A 17,217-nucleotide genomic window follows, 5' to 3' on the forward strand; every position below is an offset into this window, starting at 1 on the left:
TAAAAAAGAGGCGACACAAACCCGGCGAGTTACTAATCCCTGTGATCAACCACTCATAACTCGCCGAACTTGTTTATTAGCGTATTACGCCGCAATCAGTACGTTGGTTTTATCCAAATACAGTTTGCCAATACCGTGCAAGTTCAAAGGCGACAAGGTGAAGTGCTTTGAACCGGTATGAATATCGCGGAAGCAACGTTCCAGGAAGCTGGTTTTGTAAACCGCCTTGGAACCGGCCAGTGCGTAGATCTGATTGACCGCATTCACCGAGTTTTCCGTGAGGACCGAAGCGGCCAGGCCGACCCGTGCGCTCACCGGTTCACCGATGGTTTCACCGCGGTTGATCACTTGGCAGATGGCGTCTTCGAGCAACAATTGCGCGGTGTGCACCGAAGAAATGGCGCGGCCGGTCTTCTCGAAAATCACCCCTTCCAGCCCCGGATCGGTATTCACCGCGCGGTCATTGCGAAAGTGATCGACCGCCGCCCGGGCCACGCCCAGCACGGTGGACATCGCCGCCAGCGTACCGAACTCGTAGTACCCCGTGGCATAAGCACGGGAGCTGCGAATTTCCGGGGATTTTTTCAGGGTTTCGACGTCCAGGGAGAACGCCTTGTTGACCAGCACCTGTGAACATTCAAAGTGGTTGCTGCCGGTGCCGCGCATGCCCAGGGTGTCCCAGGTGTGGTTGATCTTGCACTGGCTGGCCGGGACGAAAAACATCCGCACCTCAGGCGCCGAGCCGTTGGCCGGGCCTTTGACGGTAGCGGTGCACACCAGCCAGTCGGCGTGGGCCGAGCCGCTGGCGAAGGCCCATTTGCCGCTCAACAGGTAGTCGTCGCCCACGGGCAACGCTTCGCCGCCGGAGTGGATCGCCCCGATCACGAAACCGTTGCAGGTGCTGTAGATCGCTTCGGAAGTGTGCTCCGGCAAATAGTCGGAGAGGCGCCCCATCGCCACTTGTACGGCCAATTGCCAGGAGACGGAAGCGTCATGCCGGGCAAATTCCAGCAGCATGGCGGAGGTGGTCTGGATATCGACCTGGGAACCACCAAACGCCCTGGACACGGAGGTCCGGGCAAAGCCTTCCTTGAAAAGCTCAGACATCACATCCTTGTGAGTCGCATTCGTCTGCTCGCTGTAATCCCGGTGTTTAAGGATCAAAGGATTCAGTGCACGTACCTTCTCAAGCCATTCATTGGATTCGGTGGGAAGGTTATTCCATTGCATTAGATTTTTCATAACGGCTCCTAGCTATTATTTATTAACGTTCAGCAGACGAAAAACAGACAACGTTTTATTGTTATTAAACCCCGTGAAAAATGTACGTCTACAGTCGTACATTGGCAAGCGTTATTATCAGGAGCAATACTTATTTTTTAGAAGGCACTGATAATAATTAAAGGCGAAAAGAAACATCCGAACTTGCAACGAAGTTACGGCGTTTAAACACTAAGGAATTAACGTGCGCCGGCGCGTCGTGCGCTCACCTCCGACAGCGATGCCCAATCCTGATCGCCTTGGCCGTGGGCCATGCCATCCAGCAGGTTGTCCTTCAAGACACTGGCAAACGGCAACGGCACCTGCGCCGCTTCACCCGCCTCCAGCGCCAGGCGAATGTCTTTTAAGCCCAGGGATAATTTGAACCCGGCCGGCTCGAACTGTTTGTCGACCATCAGTTTTCCGTAGCCCTGATAGACCGGCACCGCAAACAGCGTCGAGGTGATCATATCGATGAAGGCTGCGCGGCTGATGCCGTAGCCGCTGGCCAGGGTCGAGGCCTCGGCCGTTGATTCGATCGCCGCGGCAATCATCAGATTGGCCGACAGCTTGGCGACGCACGCCAGTTCTGCACACTCGCCGAACGGCCAGGTCTTGCGCCCCAGCACATCGAACAATGGCTGGACCCGCGCCAACGCATCGGCCGGCCCGGACACCAGAATATTCAGATTGCCGGCCGCCGCGACATCCACCCGCCCCAGCACCGGTGCCGACACATAAGCCACCCCACGCTCGGCGTGCAGCGCCGCCATTTCCTTAGCCAGCGCCACCGACACCGTGGACATGTTCACATGCACGCTGCCCGGCGCCAGGCCGTGCAGCGCCTTGGCGTCGATGAACACGGAGCGGATCGCGGCATCGTCGCCCAGCATCGAGATCAACACTTCGGCGTTCGCCGCCAGTGCCGGGCTGTCGACCGCTTGAGCGCCGGCCTGCACCAATGCTTCCAGCGGCGCCGGCGAGCGATTCCACACGCGGACCTGATGACCGGCCTTCAGCAGGTTCAGCACCATCGGCGCGCCCATCGTGCCCAAACCAATAAAACCCAGTTCCATGTCTTGCTCCTGTCGGTGTCAGGTGCCCGGAATGTCCGTTGCACGGCGAATCAGAATTGCGATTGTACGTGTACAGGCGTACATTTCAAGTGCCTCGATTATTTAACCTTCGGAGCACCGGTTTCAAACATACCTATACGCAAGGCAAGGAGGCTTTATGCAATTCGGGATCTACACCGTTGGCGACGTCACGCAAGACCCGACCAACGCCAGTACCCCAAGTGAATCTCAGCGCATTCAGGCCACCCTGCAAATCGCGCAAAAAGCCGAGGACATCGGTCTTGATGTGTTCGCAACCGGCGAGCACCACAATCCGCCGTTCATTACCTCTTCCCCGACTACCCTGCTGGCGTACATCGCGGCGAAGACCCAACGCATCATCCTCTCGACCTCCACGACCCTCATCAGCACCAACGACCCGGTACGCCTGGCCGAAGAGTACTCGCTGCTGCAAAACCTCTGTGGCGGGCGCATGGACCTGATGCTGGGTCGCGGCAACACCGCGCCGGTCTACCCCTGGTTCGGCAAAAACATCACCGATGGCCTGCCGCTGGCGATGGAAAACTATCGGCTGCTGCACCAGTTGTGGCGCGAAGAAGACCTCAACTGGAGCGGTCGTTTTCGCACCCCGTTGCAGAACTTCACCTCGATTCCCCGCCCCCTGGACGACTTGCCGCCCTTCGTCTGGCACGGTTCGATCCGCACCCCGGAAATCGCCGAACAAGCGGCGTATTACGGCGACGGTTTTTTCGCCAGCCATATCCTCTGGCCCCGCGAACACTTCATTGCCCTGGTCGAGTTTTACCGGGAACGCTTTGCCTACTACGGCCATGGCACGCGTGAGCAAGCCATCGTCGGCCTGGGCGGGCATATCTTCATGCGCCGCAACTCCCAGGATGCGCGACGCGAGTTTCGCCCCTACTTCGACAATGCCCCGGTGTACGGCCATGGACCGTCACTCGAAGAGTTCATGGAGATGACCCCGTTGTCGGTGGGCAGCCCCCAGGAAATCATCGACAAGACCCTGACCTTTCGTGAGCATTTCGGCGACTACCAGCGCCAATTGTTCCTGTTCGACCATGGCGGCATTCCGTTGAAAACCGTGCTGGAACAACTCGACATGTTCGGCGCCGAAGTGCTGCCGGTGCTGCGCGAAGAAACCCGCAAACGCCGTTCGCCGCTGGCGGCCGAAGCCCCCACCCACGCCAATCGCCTGGCCCATTTGCATTCCACACAGATGCTTGAAATCGACCCGCGAACCGGTTTGAAAACCACGTCTCACGACACCGTCACCGGTCGATAAAACCACCCGGCAAGCGCCCTCGATCCATCGAGGGCCCTTGCCGAGGATCAGGCCGCGCCCCGCAATGACTGACGCGCATCCATGACCATCAACACATCATCGGTAATCAGCCGGGCGAGGTATTGACCGTAACCGGTCTTGCTCATGGCACCGGCCAGCACCAGCAACTGCGCATCGTCGATCCAGCCCTTGTTGTAGGCAATCTCTTCCAGGCAGGCGATTTTCAAGCCCTGGCGCTTCTCGATGGCGTGCACGAAATTGCCTGCTTCCAGCAACGCATCATGGGTGCCGGTGTCGAGCCAGGCCATGCCGCGCCCCATCACCGAGACATTCAATTTGCCCCGTTGCAGGTAGACGTTGTTGACGTCGGTGATTTCCAGCTCGCCCCGTGGCGACGGCTTGATATCAGCGGCGATCTGCAGCACTTCGTTGTCGTAGAAATACAGACCGGTGACGGCGAAATTGGATTTCGGATCGGTCGGTTTTTCGCAGATGCTCAAGGCCTTGCCGGTGGCATCGAACTCGACCACGCCAAAGCGCTCGGGGTCGGCCACGTAGTAGCCGAACACCGTCGCGCCCTCGTCGCGGCTGGCCGCTTGCAGCAGGGTTTCGCCGAAGCCGGCGCCGTAGAAAATGTTGTCGCCCAGCACCAGGCACACATTGTCTTCACCGACGAATTCGCGGCCGATGATGAAGGCCTGCGCCAGGCCGTCCGGGCTTGGCTGCACGGCATAGCTCAGGTTCAAACCCAACTGGCTGCCGTCGCCGAGCATGCGCTGGAAACCGGGCAAATCTTCCGGGGTGGAAATGATCAGGATTTCGCGAATGTCCGCCAGCATCAACACTGACAGCGGGTAGTAGATCATCGGTTTGTCATACACCGGCAGCGACTGTTTGGACACGCCCAGGGTGATCGGGTGCAGACGCGAACCGGCGCCGCCCGCCAACAGAATTCCTTTGTACTTGGCCATGCTTTTTTCCTTTTAAGCAGAGAGGTTTGAAGGGGGTAATATTCAGGCTTCAACCGATTCGGTGGCGTGTTCGCCGAGGCGTTCCAGGGCGTAGTCGCCCGACAGGACCCGCGCCCACCAAGGGCTGTTTTCCAGGTACCAGTCGACGGTTTTACGCATGCCGGTCTCGAAGGTTTCCTGCGGCGTCCAGCCCAGGTGGGCATGGATTTTCCCGGCGTCGACCGCGTAGCGTTTGTCGTGGCCCGGGCGATCCTTGACGAAGGTGATCAGGTCGCGAAAGTGCGCGACGCCCTCCGGTTTGACCGCGCCGCGCTCCTCCAGCAAATCGCACAAGGTGTGCACCACTTGCAGGTTGGTCTTCTCATTGTGACCGCCGATGTTGTAGGTCTGCCCGACCTCGCCACGACTGACCACGGCATAGAGGGCCCGGGCATGATCCTCGACAAACAGCCAGTCGCGAACCTGCGCGCCATCGCCGTACACCGGCAACGGCTGACCTTGCAGCGCATTGAGAATGACGTGGGGAATCAGTTTTTCCGGGAAATGGAACGGCCCGTAATTGTTCGAACAATTGCTCAGCACCACCGGCAAACCGAAGGTGCGGTGCCATGAACGCACCAGGTGATCGGAACTGGCCTTGCTCGCGGAATACGGCGAACTCGGCGCGTAAGCCGTGGTTTCGGTGAAGGCCGGGTCCTGGGGCTCTAGGTCGCCATACACTTCATCGGTGGAAATGTGGTGGAAGCGAAACGCGGCCTGGCGCGGCGCATCCAGCCGGTTCCAGTAGCTTCGTGCCGCTTCGAGCAAGGTGTAGGTGCCGACGATATTGGTTTCGATGAACGCCTGCGGGCCTTCGATCGAGCGGTCCACGTGGGACTCGGCGGCCAAGTGCATCACGGCATCGGGTTGCTGGGCAGCGAAGATCTCGTCCAGCGCATTCTTGCTGCGGATATCCACCTGGTAAAACGAGTAGCGCGGCGAGGCGGCGACGTCGGCCAACGAATCCAGGTTGCCGGCGTAGGTCAACTTGTCCACGTTGATGACTTCGCAGTCGGTTTCATTGATCAGATACCGCACGACGGCCGAGCCGATAAAACCCGCGCCCCCAGTCACTAAAATTTTCATCAGCGCCTCCCTTGGCCAATTGATGATTGAACAATCCTTGAACGTTCGCTCAGTTGAGCAAAGCCACCCAGTACTGGCTCAAGCCCTGCTCCAGAATCAGCAGCGTCTGGATGCAGACAAAGCTTTCATCGGTGGTGGCCGACGTCGAGTTGAGCGGGCCGAATCCGCCGTCCTGTTTTTGATGGGCGGCAATCCAGTCCTTCGATTCCTGCAGATAAACCGGTTGGGCATCAAGCAAGTACATCGCCGCAATGGCCATGTAAGTGCCCACCAGGCTCACGGCTTTACCCGGCCGGTAATGGAACGAACCATTGGCCAATTGCAGTTTTTGCAGCCAGGCCACGGTGTGCCCGGCGTCGACGATGCGCTTGTTGAGAATGAACAGCGTCGACACCACGCGGTACACCGAAAACGCGTCCGGCGGATAACCCGGTTTGTTGGCAAACCCGCCGTCTGCGGTGCGGCAGCGCAACGCGAACGCGAGGACCGCTTGCTCGTCCGGGGCCTTGGCGCCCAGCGCATGCAGCGATAGCACCGCCAGGTTGGTGTGCCAGATATCGGAGGCAAAACCCGGCACATCGCCGAAACCACCGTCCGGGTTCTGGCTTGCCTGCAAGTAACGCACGCAACCGTCGATATCGTTCGGCAGAGCGCCCAGCACCCGCAACGACAACACCGCGCAGTAACTGGCGAACACATCGCTCAGGTGCCCCGGCTGCTCGGCGAAGCCGCCGTCGGTGTTTTGCGAAGACTTGATGCAATCGATCAGGCTCGCCTTGTTTTCAATCTGGATGCCCAGCGCGTGCAGGTCCGAGATCACGTGCAAGCCGGAAAACACCTGCCAGGTCTTGTCCGCCCGAAAGCCCAGCGGCGCGGTTTCGGCGGTCAGCCCGTACGGCGTATCGCTTGAAGCGCGGGCCTTGGACAGCCAGGCCAGGTAGCGTTTCAGATCCACGTTGATGGCGGGCACGGCCGCAGGATGGATGTCTTGCACATCGCCGCTGCCATCGATCGCGATCAGTTCCTGCGCCACCAACGCCGCATCGTCGTGATGATGCACGGTGGCCGGTGGCGCCAGGTTCTGCAGGGCGTGGGCGGCGGCCAACTGGGTTTTCAGGCTCTTCAAGTGCAGCGGCAAGTAAGTCAGGTTGCCGATGCTGAAGATCCCCGGCTGACGCGGCGGCGCCCAAAACTGCCGGATAAACGGCACGGTCGGGTCGTCGGGGGTGGACCAGAAGTAGCCCTTGCCCAGGAACAGCCCGCCGTTGCTGCGGTCATGAAACTCCAGCAACGCGGCGGTCACCGAGGCTCGATCAGGCCCTTCGAAACCGCCCGGGAATGCCTGCATCGCCTGCAACAGTAACGCGACGTCGTAGGCGGTTTTGATCGGGAACGGCGACTCGTGTTTTTTGTACGAGGTGTGCCAGTCGACCCGCACTTTGCCGTTGATGCACACCCGGTCCCAATACCCGCCATAGGCCGGATCGCGAAACAGCGCCAGGGTTTGCAGCAGAAACGAGCGCGCCAGATTCGACAGCGCATTGTCGTCGCGAACATTCGCCAGTCGCGCCAGTGCAAGGCTGATGTGGGCGCGCACGGCGCAGCGGCTCAAGTCCACGTCGACGCACGAGTCACTGTCACCGCCGGCGATGCGTGCGATCAGGTTTTCGGTATGCACCTGCAGGTGCCCGACCAGTCCCTGGCCCAACGGATCGTTGCCGATCCGGGTGAGCAGGTTGGCCGCGCTGATATCCAGCTCAATGGACGTCGCCACTTCCAGGGGCGTCGACCAATCGCTGCTGTAGACGCCGGCGACGGTGGACCGGGCGTAGAGCGCTTCGATCTTTTCCAGCATCGCGCTGATGATCTCGCGGTTCGCCGCGCTGTGTGGCACCCGGCGCTGATAGGCCATCAAGGCATTCAGCGCATCCAGTTGCAGCGCCAGGGTCCGGCAGCGCCCCGAACCGTGGGGCGTCCAGAACTGATCGGCCAGTTCATGGAACCCCGCGTTCTGGGCATCGTACAGACCCATCAACCCGTCATGGGCGAAGCGCAATTGCGCTTCATCGCCATGCTCGGCCTGGTAGAGCGTCGCCTCAACCTGATCCTGCAACTGCTTGTCACTGGAAATGGCGACCTGCCCACTGGCATCGGTGATTGCAAAATAGCCACCGTGCTCGGGGTCGGCGAGGCCTTGATCAAAAAAGAACTGCGGATGAAGCGACATGGTGAATCCCTCTTCCTTGAGGTTAAGCGGCCTGGCTTTCAGCCAGCGGCATCACGACGCCCTGGCACAACTCGATGATGCGGGTGGCGGCGCGGGCGGCACCGTCGCCGTCCGGGGAGGCGACCTGTTGATGCGGCGCAAAATAGTTCAGGGCCTGGGTGTCTTTGTCGAGTTCGGCCTGGACCAATTCAACGATGCGGTGCTGGTCGTGGCCCAGGTGCGTTGCAAAACCGAGCAGTTCCAGGCGACGCAAGGCTTCCAGTTCGTGGTATTCCGATTTGGACGGCAACACGAACAAGGTCGGGATCTTCAACGCGGCAATTTCTGTCACGGTGATCCAGCCCGGCGCGGAAATCAGCAGGCTGGCTTCATGCAGCAAGCCCATCCAGTCCGGGTAGTACGGCACGCAGATCACGCCGTCCTGGGCCGCGATGTCCTGACGTCCCAGCAACACCATTTTCAGGTCGGGATTGCGTTCGCGCAGGGTCTTGAAACTGTCCAGGTAGGCGGCGAGCAGCGCATCCTTGTTTTGCGAGAACATCGTGGTGCCGCTGATGGACGCGACGATAAACGGCGAATCGCCGATGTTCAGTTCGGCGCGCACATCCAGACCGCTTTGCACGTATTCGCGAATCATCGGCCCGACAAAATGCGCCTTGCCGTTGCTCAGGGCTTCGGCGACCGGCGTGCCCTGATCAAGCGCTGCCACAAACGGCTTATCGGTCAAGACCAATTGGGTCTGGTTGATCATCCAGCTGAACTGGCTGTGCAATGCCGCTCGAGCACGGGCCATTTCCAGTGCATTGACCTCGAAGCCACCGTCGGCCAGGTCATGGTCTTCCAGTTGGCAGAGGGTGAAGTCATAGCGTTCGGTGACAAACACCAGCGGCGTGCCACTGAAAATGGCGGCCAGGCAAGCGGCCATGTTGTAGTCCGAGACCAGCACCGAAGGTTTGTACTCGGTGATCAGCGCCAGGTAAGACAGAATTCGCTCGCCGGACAAGAACGTATTGGCGATATAACCGCCAATGTAATTGGCCCAGTCCAGTTCTTTCGACAAGTTGCTCTTTTTCGAGTAGTCGACCAACCGCCCGGCAATATCCACGACCTCGACACCGGCCTTTTCAAACAACGGTGTAAACGTGGGTTGCAAGGACGCCAGCGCGACAGTCAGCGGCATGTCCGGCGTTTGCTTTTTAATCGCCTGGGCGATGGACAGCGCGCGCATGTTATGACCGGAACCGGTTGGATTAGGGGCAAATAAAATCATTCTTGAATCTCCATTAGTTGAACAACGCCATGAACCACAGTGTTTTCCAATACATCCCTTATAACCACGGAATAGGGCTTTATAACGGCACCTTCACCAATATTCAGTGGACCTACCAAGATGGCACCTTCGCCAATAACGCAACGACTTCCGATCCTTATCGGAGCTTCCTCCCAAGGCAGTGAACGAAACGAATAATCATGAGTTGAAGCCACAATCGTGACCCCGGCGCCGACCTCCGTGAAGTCGCCGATCGCGACACCACCGGCGGCCTCTATCACCACGCCTTCACCCAGCGTGGCGCCGGTGCCCAGTTCAATGCCGCCTTGCTGGGACAGGCCACCCTGGCGCTGACTGCGCCCGATCAGGATGCAGTCCCGGGCGATTTCCACCGACGCACCGCCACGCAATTCGGCATCAATCAACGCGTCTTCGCTGATGTCCCAGGTGATGGTGTCGGGGTTCAACTTCTTGAGCCGGGCCACGGACAGCGACGCTTTGTCGATCAGCGAAGGCAAGCCCTGGCGGGCTCTGTCCCGCACTTTGGCCAACACATGAGCCGGGCTCGGCGTACCATCCTCGATCACTTTGCGATAACTGATCACCCGAGCCGGGCGGCCCACGGCAATGGCGTCCGGCGCAATATCCGAGGTCACCAGGGCACCCGACGCAATCACGGCCCCCGCACCAATGGTGACGCCGGCACGCACCGTGACCTTGGCGCCGAGCCAGGCATTTTCGCCGACCCGAATCGGTGCCTCCGGGGTGCCCAGGCACTGCACTCCGGTCGCCAGCATGCTCGACTTGCCGAGGCTGACATGGCGCAAATCCGACTTGAAGCCGACAAAAATGTCATCGCCCAATTCCGCACTTTCCAGGCGACAGGCCGCCCGAATCCAGACATGTCGACCCAGGTCGCTGGCGGAATCAATCGTCGTTAAAACTTCGATCAGATTAATATCGTCCACAATAAAGCCTCATTCCATTGATGCCGGGAACATAATAAATTCAGCGCGCACAAAACTTCGCTGACTGAGTCAGCCGATGCGCAACTGTTAACTAATTAGTGATAAATCAAACTTCTCTAAGCACGCCTGACGTTGCGTCTGCGCCACTTAATTAACTGACTGTTCCATTATCTGATCGCCTTCCATAAATGACAGATAAATGTCCACGCTTGTGCCGGGGCCAAGTCAGATATTAACGAGAGAGCTTGCTGAATTAAGTCCGTCCGTGACTACGATGTAACTCCATTGAGGGGAATGTCCTTTAGTACGAATGTTATAGTACAGACGATTTTGTTTTGCAATAGGTGTCCGGCTGGTTATCTCGTTTAAGTCTAAAAAAATACTGAACTTTTATGGTGCATTACTGTAGTAGTTCCGTCATATCTGCACAAAATCGGTGCAACTCGTTATTCCTGCGCAGTGAATGTCCCCAGCGCTAACAGGTAACTGGATGTCGAAGCCAGACATCCGGCCACTGCCGCCGAACGATAGGGTGGCTGTTCAAACCTGTCATTCGCCTGGAGCTGTCATGTCCGCACCTATCACCGTCCTTCGCGATACCCACCCGTTGCCCGTCCTCGACGCCTGCAAATGGGAAAAGCTCGAAGGCGACCCGCACACCGTCAACCTTAACGCCTACACCAGCGAAGACGGCAGCAAGATCATGGGCACCTGGATCTGCACGCCGGGCAAGTGGTATGTGGAATACGTGAAGTGGGAATACTGCGATTTCCGCGAGGGCTACTGCATCATCACCCCCGAGGGCAAAGAGCCGATCCACCTGCGCGCCGGGGATATCTTCGTCATCGAGCCGGGGATGAAAGGCACGTGGGAAGTGGTGGAGACAGTACGTAAGTATTTTGTGTTTGCCTGACAAAGCAAAAGATCGCAGCCTTCGGCAGCGCCTACATGGGAATGTGTACATCCCGTAGTAGCTGCCGAAGGCTGCGATCTTTTCTTTTCCCCTGAATAAAAAACCGGGGATCTGCCCGACGCAGCCCCCGGGAAAACCTCTTATTGAGGTTTGCGATAGCTATTGATGATCGCCGAGAAGTCCTTGCCACCCTCTCCGCGCTGGCTCATCGCCTGATACAACTGCTGGGCCACCGCGCCAAGCACCACCGGTTGGTGCGCCTGACGGGCCGCTTCCGTGGCCAGCCCCAGATCCTTGAGCATCAGTTCGGCACCGAAACCGCCGGTATAACCGCGCGAGGCCGGCGCCGTTTCGACGATGCCCGGCCACGGGTTGTACATTTCCGAACTCCAGCAACGCCCGGTCGAGCTGTTGATGATCCCGGCCAACACACCGGTGTCGATCCCCAGAGCATCGCCCAACGCCATGGCTTCACTGACGCCGACCATCGAGATCGCCAACAACAGGTTGTTGCAGATCTTGGCGATTTGCCCGGTGCCGACTTCGCCGCAATGGACGATGTTGCGGCCCATTTGCGCCAGTACCGGTTGCAGCGTGGCGAACAGTTCTGGCGTTGCGCCGACCATAAAGGTCAACGTCCCCGCCGCTGCACCGCCAGTGCCACCGGACACCGGCGCATCGGCCATGGCCACGCCTTGTTTGGCAGCAGCGGCCGCCACATCGCGGGCCGTCTGCGGATCAATGGTGCTGCAATCCACCGCCGGCACACCCTTGCCGATACCGGCGAGCACGCCGTCCTCACCGAGCCAGACGCTGCGCACATGCACAGCGGCTGGGAGCATGGTGATCACCAGTTCTGCACCCAGAGCCGCTTCCCGCGCCGTAGCGCTGATGCTGCCGCCCAGTTGCTCCAGCTCCGCCAGTACCGTTTTGTTCAGATCGACCAGGTTCAGCGCATGGCCGGCCTTGATCAGGTTGCGCGCCATCGGCGCGCCCATGTTGCCGAGACCGATAAAAGCGATTTTCATGCCTGGCTCCTTAACGCAAGTTGATGGTGGTGTTCACACCGTCATTGACGCTGTCGTCATCGAACCAGCGGCTGGTGACCGTCTTGGTCTGAGTGTAGAACTGCACCACTTGCTTGCCATACGGACCGAGGTCGCCGAGTTTCGAACCACGGGAACCGGTGAAGCTGAAGAACGGGACCGGCACCGGGATCGGGATGTTGATGCCGACCTGGCCGACATCGATTTCGCTCTGGAACTTGCGCGCCGCCGCACCGCTCTGGGTGAACAGGCCCGTGCCGTTGCCGAACGGGTTGGCGTTGACCAGGGCAATCGCCTGATCGAGGGTGTCGACTTCCAGCACCACCAGCACCGGACCGAAGATTTCCTGGGTGTAGATCTGCATCTCGGTGGTTACGCCGGAGAACAGGGTCGGGCCGACAAAGTTACCCTTCTCGAAGCCCGGAACGCTGATCTCGCGACCATCCAGCTCCAGCTTGGCGCCTTCCTTGATGCCGCTTTCGATCAGATCGAGAATCCGCGCCTTGGCCTTTTTCGAAATCACCGGTCCAACGTCAGTGCCCGCCTCGCTGCCCGCGTTCACCTTGAGCTTCTGCGCCAGCGCTTTCAGGTCCGGCAGCCATTGCTTGGCCGCGCCCACCAGCACCACCACCGAAGTGGCCATGCAACGCTGACCCGCCGCACCGAAACCGGCACCGACCAAGGCGTTGAGGGTTTGTTCGCGATTGGCATCCGGTAGCACCACAGCGTGGTTCTTGGCGCCCATCATCGATTGCACGCGCTTGCCGTGTTTGCCAGCCAGATCGTAGACGTGGGTGCCGACGGCGGTCGAACCGACGAAGGAAACGGCCTTGATGTCTTTGTGGGTGCACAGCGCGTCGACCACGTCCTTGCCACCGTGAACGACGTTGAGCACGCCCGCCGGAACGCCGGCCTCGATCGCCAGTTCCACCAGCAGCATGGTTGACAGCGGATCCTGTTCGGACGGCTTGAGCACGAAGGTGTTACCGCAGGCGATCGCCATCGGGAACATCCACAGCGGAATCATCGCCGGGAAGTTGAACGGGGTGATGCCTGCGCAGACGCCGATGGGCTGGCGCAGGGTGTAAGTGTCAACGCCGCCGGCGACGTTCTCGGCGAACTCACCCATCTGCAGCGTGCCGATGGAGCACGCGTGCTCGACCACTTCCAGGCCACGGAAAATGTCGCCTTCAGCGTCGGCAATGGTTTTGCCCTGCTCGGCGCTCAAGACTACGGCGATGCGTTTGGAGTGTTCGCGAATCAACGCCTGGAGCTTGAGCATGATGCGCATCCGCGCGCCGATCGGCGTCAGCTTCCAGGTCTGGAAGGCGCGATGGGCAGCGCTGATGGCGGCGTCGACTTCTTGCGCGGTAGCGAAGGGAACCTTGGCCAGCACTTGCTGGGTCGCCGGGTTGACGATGTCGTGCCACTCGGTGGTCTGGGACTCGACCCACTCGCCGTTGATCAACAGCTTGACGGTCTGGACGGTGGTTTCGTTGGGCGTGAGCGATGCGTTCATGCTGGTCTCCAATACTTATTGTTATGCAGGGAGCCAAGGCGGGTAAGTCGCCTTGAGATGAGGCGTGTGTCGCGAATTGGTTGTCGGACTGTTTTTGGAGTATAGATGTGCAAACTTCTAATAAGAACGCACATAAAAGCCGGTCCAACATGCAAAAAAACATCACGTCTTTAGGTTCGCTGAACTGGGATGACCTCAAGTTTTTCCTCGAAGTCGCCCGCACCCGCAAGGCCAGCACCGCGGCCAAGCGCCTGTCTGTGGATTACACCACCGTGTCTAGGCGCATCAGTTCGCTGGAAGCGGCATTGGGCACATTGCTGTTCGAAAAGTCCCGGACCAGCGGTTTCGTGCTGACCGCCGAAGGCCAGCGCCTGCTGGGGTACGCGGAGTCGATTGAAAGCACGCTGCACATGGCCTGCGAACAGGTTTCCGGCTCCGGCGTGGCGCTGTCCGGGCATGTGCGCATGGGCTGCACCGAAGGTTTCGGCAGTTTTTTCATCACCCCGCAGCTGAGCCACTTCGTCGACGCCTACCCGGCCATCTCGGTAGACATCCTGCCGCTGCCGCACTTCATCAGCCTGTCCAAACGCGAAGCGGACATCGTCATCGCCCTGGAACGCCCGGAACACGGGCCGTACGTCTGCTGCAAACTCTGCGACTACAAATTGCAGCTCTACGCGACCCAGGACTATCTGGACAAACACCCACCGATCCGCCGCCCGGCCGACTTGGCCAAACATTCATTCATTAGTTATGTCGATGACCTGGCGTTCAGCTCGGAGCTGCTGTACCTGGCGAACGTACTGCCCGGCGCCAGCGCCAACCTGCGCAGCACCAGCGTGATCGCGCAGTTCGTGGCGGCGCAGCAAGGGCGGTCGCTGGCGATTCTGCCGTGCTTTCTGGCGGCGCAGGATCCGCGGTTGCTGCCGGTATTGCCGGCTGAGATCAACATCACCCGACAGTTCTGGATGTACTGCCGGGAGGACCTGCGCAAGCTCAAGCGGATCACCCTGTTGTGGGATTACATCCGCGAAGTCACCGAGCAGAATCAGCGTCTGTTGATGGGGGACAGCCGGGAGATGGTGTTTGCGGATTAGTCGGCGCTCACCACAATCGAGACTCGACGATTTTCGGTACGGCCAGCCGGTGTGTCGTTGGATGCCACCGGCTCTTTGCTGCCGAGCCCCTGCAACTTGATGTCCTGCTCTTTCATCCCGACCTCGCTCAGGACTTTGCCAACACTTTTCGCCCGCCGCAGGGACAGTTGCTGGTTGTAGGTTTCTTTACCCGAAGCGTCGGTGTGACCATCGACCCGCACCCGCTCAATCCCGACGCCCAGCAGGGCCTTGCCGATGCGCTGGACGATCTCGGTGCTTTGCGCATTCAGGCTTTCGACATCGCTGCCAAACAACACTTTGCCGGACAGGCCAAACGCCCAGCCCTCGTCGGTCAGTTCGAAGCCTTGTTGCTTGAGCACAGAGATTTGCGCCGGGGTCAGGCCTTTTTGCGGCGTGGTTTGGCATCCGGTCAATGCCAATAAAGCCATGAACAGGGTGATGGAGAACAATCGCAGGTAACGCTGGGGAATTGAGAACACAGAAATTAGCTCCTGGTTTGAATGTGGGCGACCGGGAGCTCCGACCCGGCCGTTTGCTGTGCGCCTCGGGACAAGCGTTTGGCCTGGTACATCGCCGCGTCGGCAGCGTTGAGCAGAGCGCCGGGCGTGGCGCCATGATCGGGATAGACGGCGATGCCGATGCTGAGGGAGGTCAACACCGTGGTGTTGCCCGGCAAGGTGATCGGCACTTCCATGCTGGCAATGATTTTGTCGGCGATCCGCTCGGCGTCTTCGGTCTTGTGCAGCGGCGTCAGCAGCACGGCAAACTCATCGCCGCCCAAACGCGCCACCAGATCCTCTTCGCGCAATTGCGCACGTACCCGCGTAGCCACCGCGACCAGCACCGCATCGCCGGCGGCATGGCCGAAGCTGTCGTTGATTTCCTTGAACCGGTCGCTGTCGAGGAACAGCACCGCCACCCGCTCGTTGAGCTTGTGGGCATTGCGCAGCGCACGAATCAGTCGACCTTCGAAAAACGCCCGGTTCGGCAGCCCGGTGAGGCTGTCATGGCTGGCTAGGTGGGCCAGGGTTTCGTTCTCGCTTTGCAGGTGGGTTTGCCAGGACTCGAGTTCATCAAGCAGGGCATTGAAGTCGTTGCCGAAGTCGTCCAGTTCGGCGATGTCGGCGGGCGGCACGCGCTGGTCGAAGGCTCGGTCGCTGCGCGCGGCGTGGGCTACGGCGGCCAGACTGCGCAGTGGCCCGGTGATTCCGCGAAGCTGGCGGCGCGCCAGATACAGCGCAACCCAGGCACTGATGGCGGTACACAACACAATGCCCATCAGACCGCTGAGCAAAAACCGCATCAGGCTGCCGCCATGTCCGGTGAGCTGGATGCTGCCGATTTCCAGGCCCTGGTGGACGATAGGCATGTTGATGGGTTTTTCGAGAAAGGCCTTGGCGATCTGCGCTTCCAGATCGGAAAACAATCCGGTTTCCGGTCGCTGCCAACGGGCGAGCAACACGCCCCGGGCGTTGAGCACCTGGGCATCCGCGACTTCTTCGGTGGAGGCGATCAACGCCAGCGCTTCGGTGGCCGCAGACTTGTCGTTGAACACCACCGCAGCTTCCACGGTGTAGTTGATCGAGCGTGCGATCAGGTGCAGGTTATGGTCGGCATAGACCCGCAACGCCAGGACCCCGAGCAGGGTCAGGGACACGCTGGCCATGGTCACGCCCACCAATGCGACGATCAGGTGGCCGCGACCGATGACCGAACGTAACGTAAGACGACTTTTCGATTTGAAGAGGCTCATGGCGCCGCCGGCTTACGGCGCGACAGTTGCAGCACGCTGGGGTGAATGCGCACGCCACTGCGGGCGACGGAGTCGAGATTGACCTCGAACGACACTTGATCGTCGCTGACCCGCAGGCAGAACAGGCTGCCGACGGTGCACTGATCGCTGCTTTCGCTGATGCTCAACACCGGTTGGCCAATCAACGAGGCGAACAGACGGCTGCGCTCATCGGCGGTCAACTTGCCGATGTACACCGCATCGCACTCACTGACAATCGCCGGGTTGTCGGCCAGCAGGCGTCGTACGGTGACCGGACGCCCGGTGGCCTGGGTCGAGCCCTTGACCAGATTGTCGGTGTATTCGGTCGGGCCGACCACGCACAGGCGCAACTGCGCAGGCTCCACCGGCCAGCGCGCATAACTGAGGATCCCGAGCACCACCTGGGTCACCGCTTTAGCCCGTTGATCGGCCATGCTGACGGCGGCTTCAGGTTGTGCGAACGCAATGCCGGTCAGCAAACAGAGCAGGCCAACAAGCAAAAATCGCTTGCAGCCAGTAACGCTCTCTGTCGCCCGGACAGCCAACTTCATGCAGGGATTCTCTTCGATTACAACGAAATGATGCCGCAACGATAGCACAGCACCGAAATGCCCGCGAGGCCGCAGAACACGGCGCTTCGGACAGAT

General features: G+C 59.8%; 15 protein-coding genes. 3 read left to right on the forward strand and 12 right to left on the reverse strand.

All coding sequences use genetic code 11. The features are described 5' to 3' along the window. Positions 1–84 precede the first annotated feature (84 nt). Both FQ192_RS05725 and FQ192_RS05730 read right to left on the reverse strand, forming a co-directional pair. Entirely contained in the window at positions 85–1,242 is a 1,158-nt protein-coding gene (locus FQ192_RS05725) for an acyl-CoA dehydrogenase family protein (RefSeq protein ID WP_149657707.1), read from the reverse strand. A 218-nt stretch (positions 1,243–1,460) separates the two neighbouring features. Next, positions 1,461–2,336: an NAD(P)-dependent oxidoreductase gene (locus FQ192_RS05730; protein ID WP_149657708.1), complete on the reverse strand. Its 876-nt coding sequence runs from the start codon at positions 2,334–2,336 to the stop codon at positions 1,461–1,463. A 157-nt stretch (positions 2,337–2,493) separates the two neighbouring features. Here FQ192_RS05730 and FQ192_RS05735 point away from each other — a divergent pair, with 157 nt between their 5' ends. Continuing rightward, a complete protein-coding gene (locus FQ192_RS05735) occupies positions 2,494–3,639 on the forward strand; it encodes an LLM class flavin-dependent oxidoreductase (protein WP_149657709.1) in 1,146 nt (381 codons plus the stop codon). Between the two features lie 47 nt (positions 3,640–3,686). Here the strand turns inward: FQ192_RS05735 and rfbA are convergent, their stop codons facing one another. Genes rfbA through FQ192_RS05760 form a run of 5 tightly spaced genes read right to left on the reverse strand, consistent with a single transcriptional unit; the run spans position 3,687 to position 10,200 of the window. Next, positions 3,687–4,610 (reverse strand): glucose-1-phosphate thymidylyltransferase RfbA, encoded by a 924-nt coding sequence (gene rfbA, locus FQ192_RS05740; protein WP_149657710.1) that lies wholly within the window; start codon positions 4,608–4,610, stop codon positions 3,687–3,689. 42 nt (positions 4,611–4,652) lie between these two features. Then, a complete protein-coding gene (rfbB, locus tag FQ192_RS05745) occupies positions 4,653–5,735 on the reverse strand; it encodes a dTDP-glucose 4,6-dehydratase (RefSeq protein ID WP_149657711.1) in 1,083 nt (360 codons plus the stop codon). Between the two features lie 49 nt (positions 5,736–5,784). After that, a complete protein-coding gene (locus FQ192_RS05750; RefSeq protein ID WP_149657712.1) occupies positions 5,785–7,962 on the reverse strand; it encodes a prenyltransferase/squalene oxidase repeat-containing protein in 2,178 nt (725 codons plus the stop codon). Positions 7,963–7,984: 22 nt separating this feature from the next. Then, on the reverse strand, positions 7,985–9,232 hold the full coding sequence (locus FQ192_RS05755) for a UDP-N-acetylglucosamine--N-acetylmuramyl-(pentapeptide) pyrophosphoryl-undecaprenol N-acetylglucosamine transferase (RefSeq protein WP_149657713.1): 1,248 nt from the start codon (positions 9,230–9,232) through the stop codon (positions 7,985–7,987). Then, positions 9,229–10,200, reverse strand: coding sequence for a DapH/DapD/GlmU-related protein (locus FQ192_RS05760; protein WP_149657714.1), 972 nt, complete (start codon positions 10,198–10,200; stop codon positions 9,229–9,231). Before FQ192_RS05760 ends, FQ192_RS05755 begins: the two co-directional genes overlap by 4 nt. Positions 10,201–10,768: 568 nt before the next feature. On the opposite strand from FQ192_RS05760, the gene FQ192_RS05765 reads away from it, so the two are divergent. Beyond that, positions 10,769–11,113, forward strand: coding sequence for a cupin domain-containing protein (locus tag FQ192_RS05765; RefSeq protein ID WP_008024653.1), 345 nt, complete (start codon positions 10,769–10,771; stop codon positions 11,111–11,113). 140 nt (positions 11,114–11,253) lie between these two features. Here the strand turns inward: FQ192_RS05765 and mmsB are convergent, their stop codons facing one another. Continuing rightward, entirely contained in the window at positions 11,254–12,141 is an 888-nt protein-coding gene (mmsB, locus tag FQ192_RS05770) for a 3-hydroxyisobutyrate dehydrogenase (RefSeq protein WP_149657715.1), read from the reverse strand. Positions 12,142–12,151: 10 nt separating this feature from the next. Further along, on the reverse strand, positions 12,152–13,678 hold the full coding sequence (locus FQ192_RS05775) for a CoA-acylating methylmalonate-semialdehyde dehydrogenase (protein WP_149657716.1): 1,527 nt from the start codon (positions 13,676–13,678) through the stop codon (positions 12,152–12,154). A gap of 149 nt (positions 13,679–13,827) precedes the next feature. Here FQ192_RS05775 and FQ192_RS05780 point away from each other — a divergent pair, with 149 nt between their 5' ends. Continuing rightward, positions 13,828–14,775, forward strand: a complete 948-nt coding sequence (locus FQ192_RS05780; RefSeq protein ID WP_133838422.1) for a LysR family transcriptional regulator — start codon at positions 13,828–13,830, stop codon at positions 14,773–14,775. Here FQ192_RS05780 and FQ192_RS05785 read toward each other — a convergent pair. From FQ192_RS05785 to FQ192_RS05795, 3 genes are read right to left on the reverse strand one after another with little or no spacing between them, the layout of a single operon-like run. After that, positions 14,772–15,224: an OmpA family protein gene (locus FQ192_RS05785; protein WP_149657754.1), complete on the reverse strand. Its 453-nt coding sequence runs from the start codon at positions 15,222–15,224 to the stop codon at positions 14,772–14,774. The genes FQ192_RS05780 and FQ192_RS05785 overlap by 4 nt on opposite strands. A 56-nt stretch (positions 15,225–15,280) precedes the next feature. Then, positions 15,281–16,549 carry a diguanylate cyclase domain-containing protein gene (locus tag FQ192_RS05790; RefSeq protein WP_149657717.1) on the reverse strand — a complete coding sequence of 423 codons (1,269 nt, stop codon included), beginning with the start codon at positions 16,547–16,549 and terminating at the stop codon, positions 15,281–15,283. After that, entirely contained in the window at positions 16,546–17,121 is a 576-nt protein-coding gene (locus FQ192_RS05795; RefSeq protein WP_149657719.1) for a YfiR family protein, read from the reverse strand. The genes FQ192_RS05790 and FQ192_RS05795 overlap by 4 nt, the downstream gene beginning before the upstream one ends. Between the last annotated feature and the right edge of the window lie 96 nt (positions 17,122–17,217).

The organism is Pseudomonas sp. ANT_J12, from assembly GCF_008370045.1.
Taxonomy (GTDB): domain Bacteria; phylum Pseudomonadota; class Gammaproteobacteria; order Pseudomonadales; family Pseudomonadaceae; genus Aquipseudomonas.

What these genes read in the sequence shown, in the direction of transcription:
- FQ192_RS05795 (WP_149657719.1), bottom strand. Translation starts at nt 17,121, where the DNA reads ATGAAGTTGGCTGTCCGGGCGACAGAGAGCGTTACTGGCTGCAAGCGA.
- rfbA (WP_149657710.1), bottom strand. Translation starts at nt 4,610, where the DNA reads ATGGCCAAGTACAAAGGAATTCTGTTGGCGGGCGGCGCCGGTTCGCGT.
- FQ192_RS05750 (WP_149657712.1), bottom strand. Translation starts at nt 7,962, where the DNA reads ATGTCGCTTCATCCGCAGTTCTTTTTTGATCAAGGCCTCGCCGACCCC.
- FQ192_RS05780 (WP_133838422.1), top strand. Translation starts at nt 13,828, where the DNA reads ATGCAAAAAAACATCACGTCTTTAGGTTCGCTGAACTGGGATGACCTC.
- mmsB (WP_149657715.1), bottom strand. Translation starts at nt 12,141, where the DNA reads ATGAAAATCGCTTTTATCGGTCTCGGCAACATGGGCGCGCCGATGGCG.
- FQ192_RS05725 (WP_149657707.1), bottom strand. Translation starts at nt 1,242, where the DNA reads ATGAAAAATCTAATGCAATGGAATAACCTTCCCACCGAATCCAATGAA.
- FQ192_RS05735 (WP_149657709.1), top strand. Translation starts at nt 2,494, where the DNA reads ATGCAATTCGGGATCTACACCGTTGGCGACGTCACGCAAGACCCGACC.
- FQ192_RS05790 (WP_149657717.1), bottom strand. Translation starts at nt 16,549, where the DNA reads ATGAGCCTCTTCAAATCGAAAAGTCGTCTTACGTTACGTTCGGTCATC.
- FQ192_RS05785 (WP_149657754.1), bottom strand. Translation starts at nt 15,224, where the DNA reads ATGGCTTTATTGGCATTGACCGGATGCCAAACCACGCCGCAAAAAGGC.
- FQ192_RS05765 (WP_008024653.1), top strand. Translation starts at nt 10,769, where the DNA reads ATGTCCGCACCTATCACCGTCCTTCGCGATACCCACCCGTTGCCCGTC.
- FQ192_RS05755 (WP_149657713.1), bottom strand. Translation starts at nt 9,232, where the DNA reads ATGATTTTATTTGCCCCTAATCCAACCGGTTCCGGTCATAACATGCGC.
- FQ192_RS05775 (WP_149657716.1), bottom strand. Translation starts at nt 13,678, where the DNA reads ATGAACGCATCGCTCACGCCCAACGAAACCACCGTCCAGACCGTCAAG.
- FQ192_RS05730 (WP_149657708.1), bottom strand. Translation starts at nt 2,336, where the DNA reads ATGGAACTGGGTTTTATTGGTTTGGGCACGATGGGCGCGCCGATGGTG.
- rfbB (WP_149657711.1), bottom strand. Translation starts at nt 5,735, where the DNA reads ATGAAAATTTTAGTGACTGGGGGCGCGGGTTTTATCGGCTCGGCCGTC.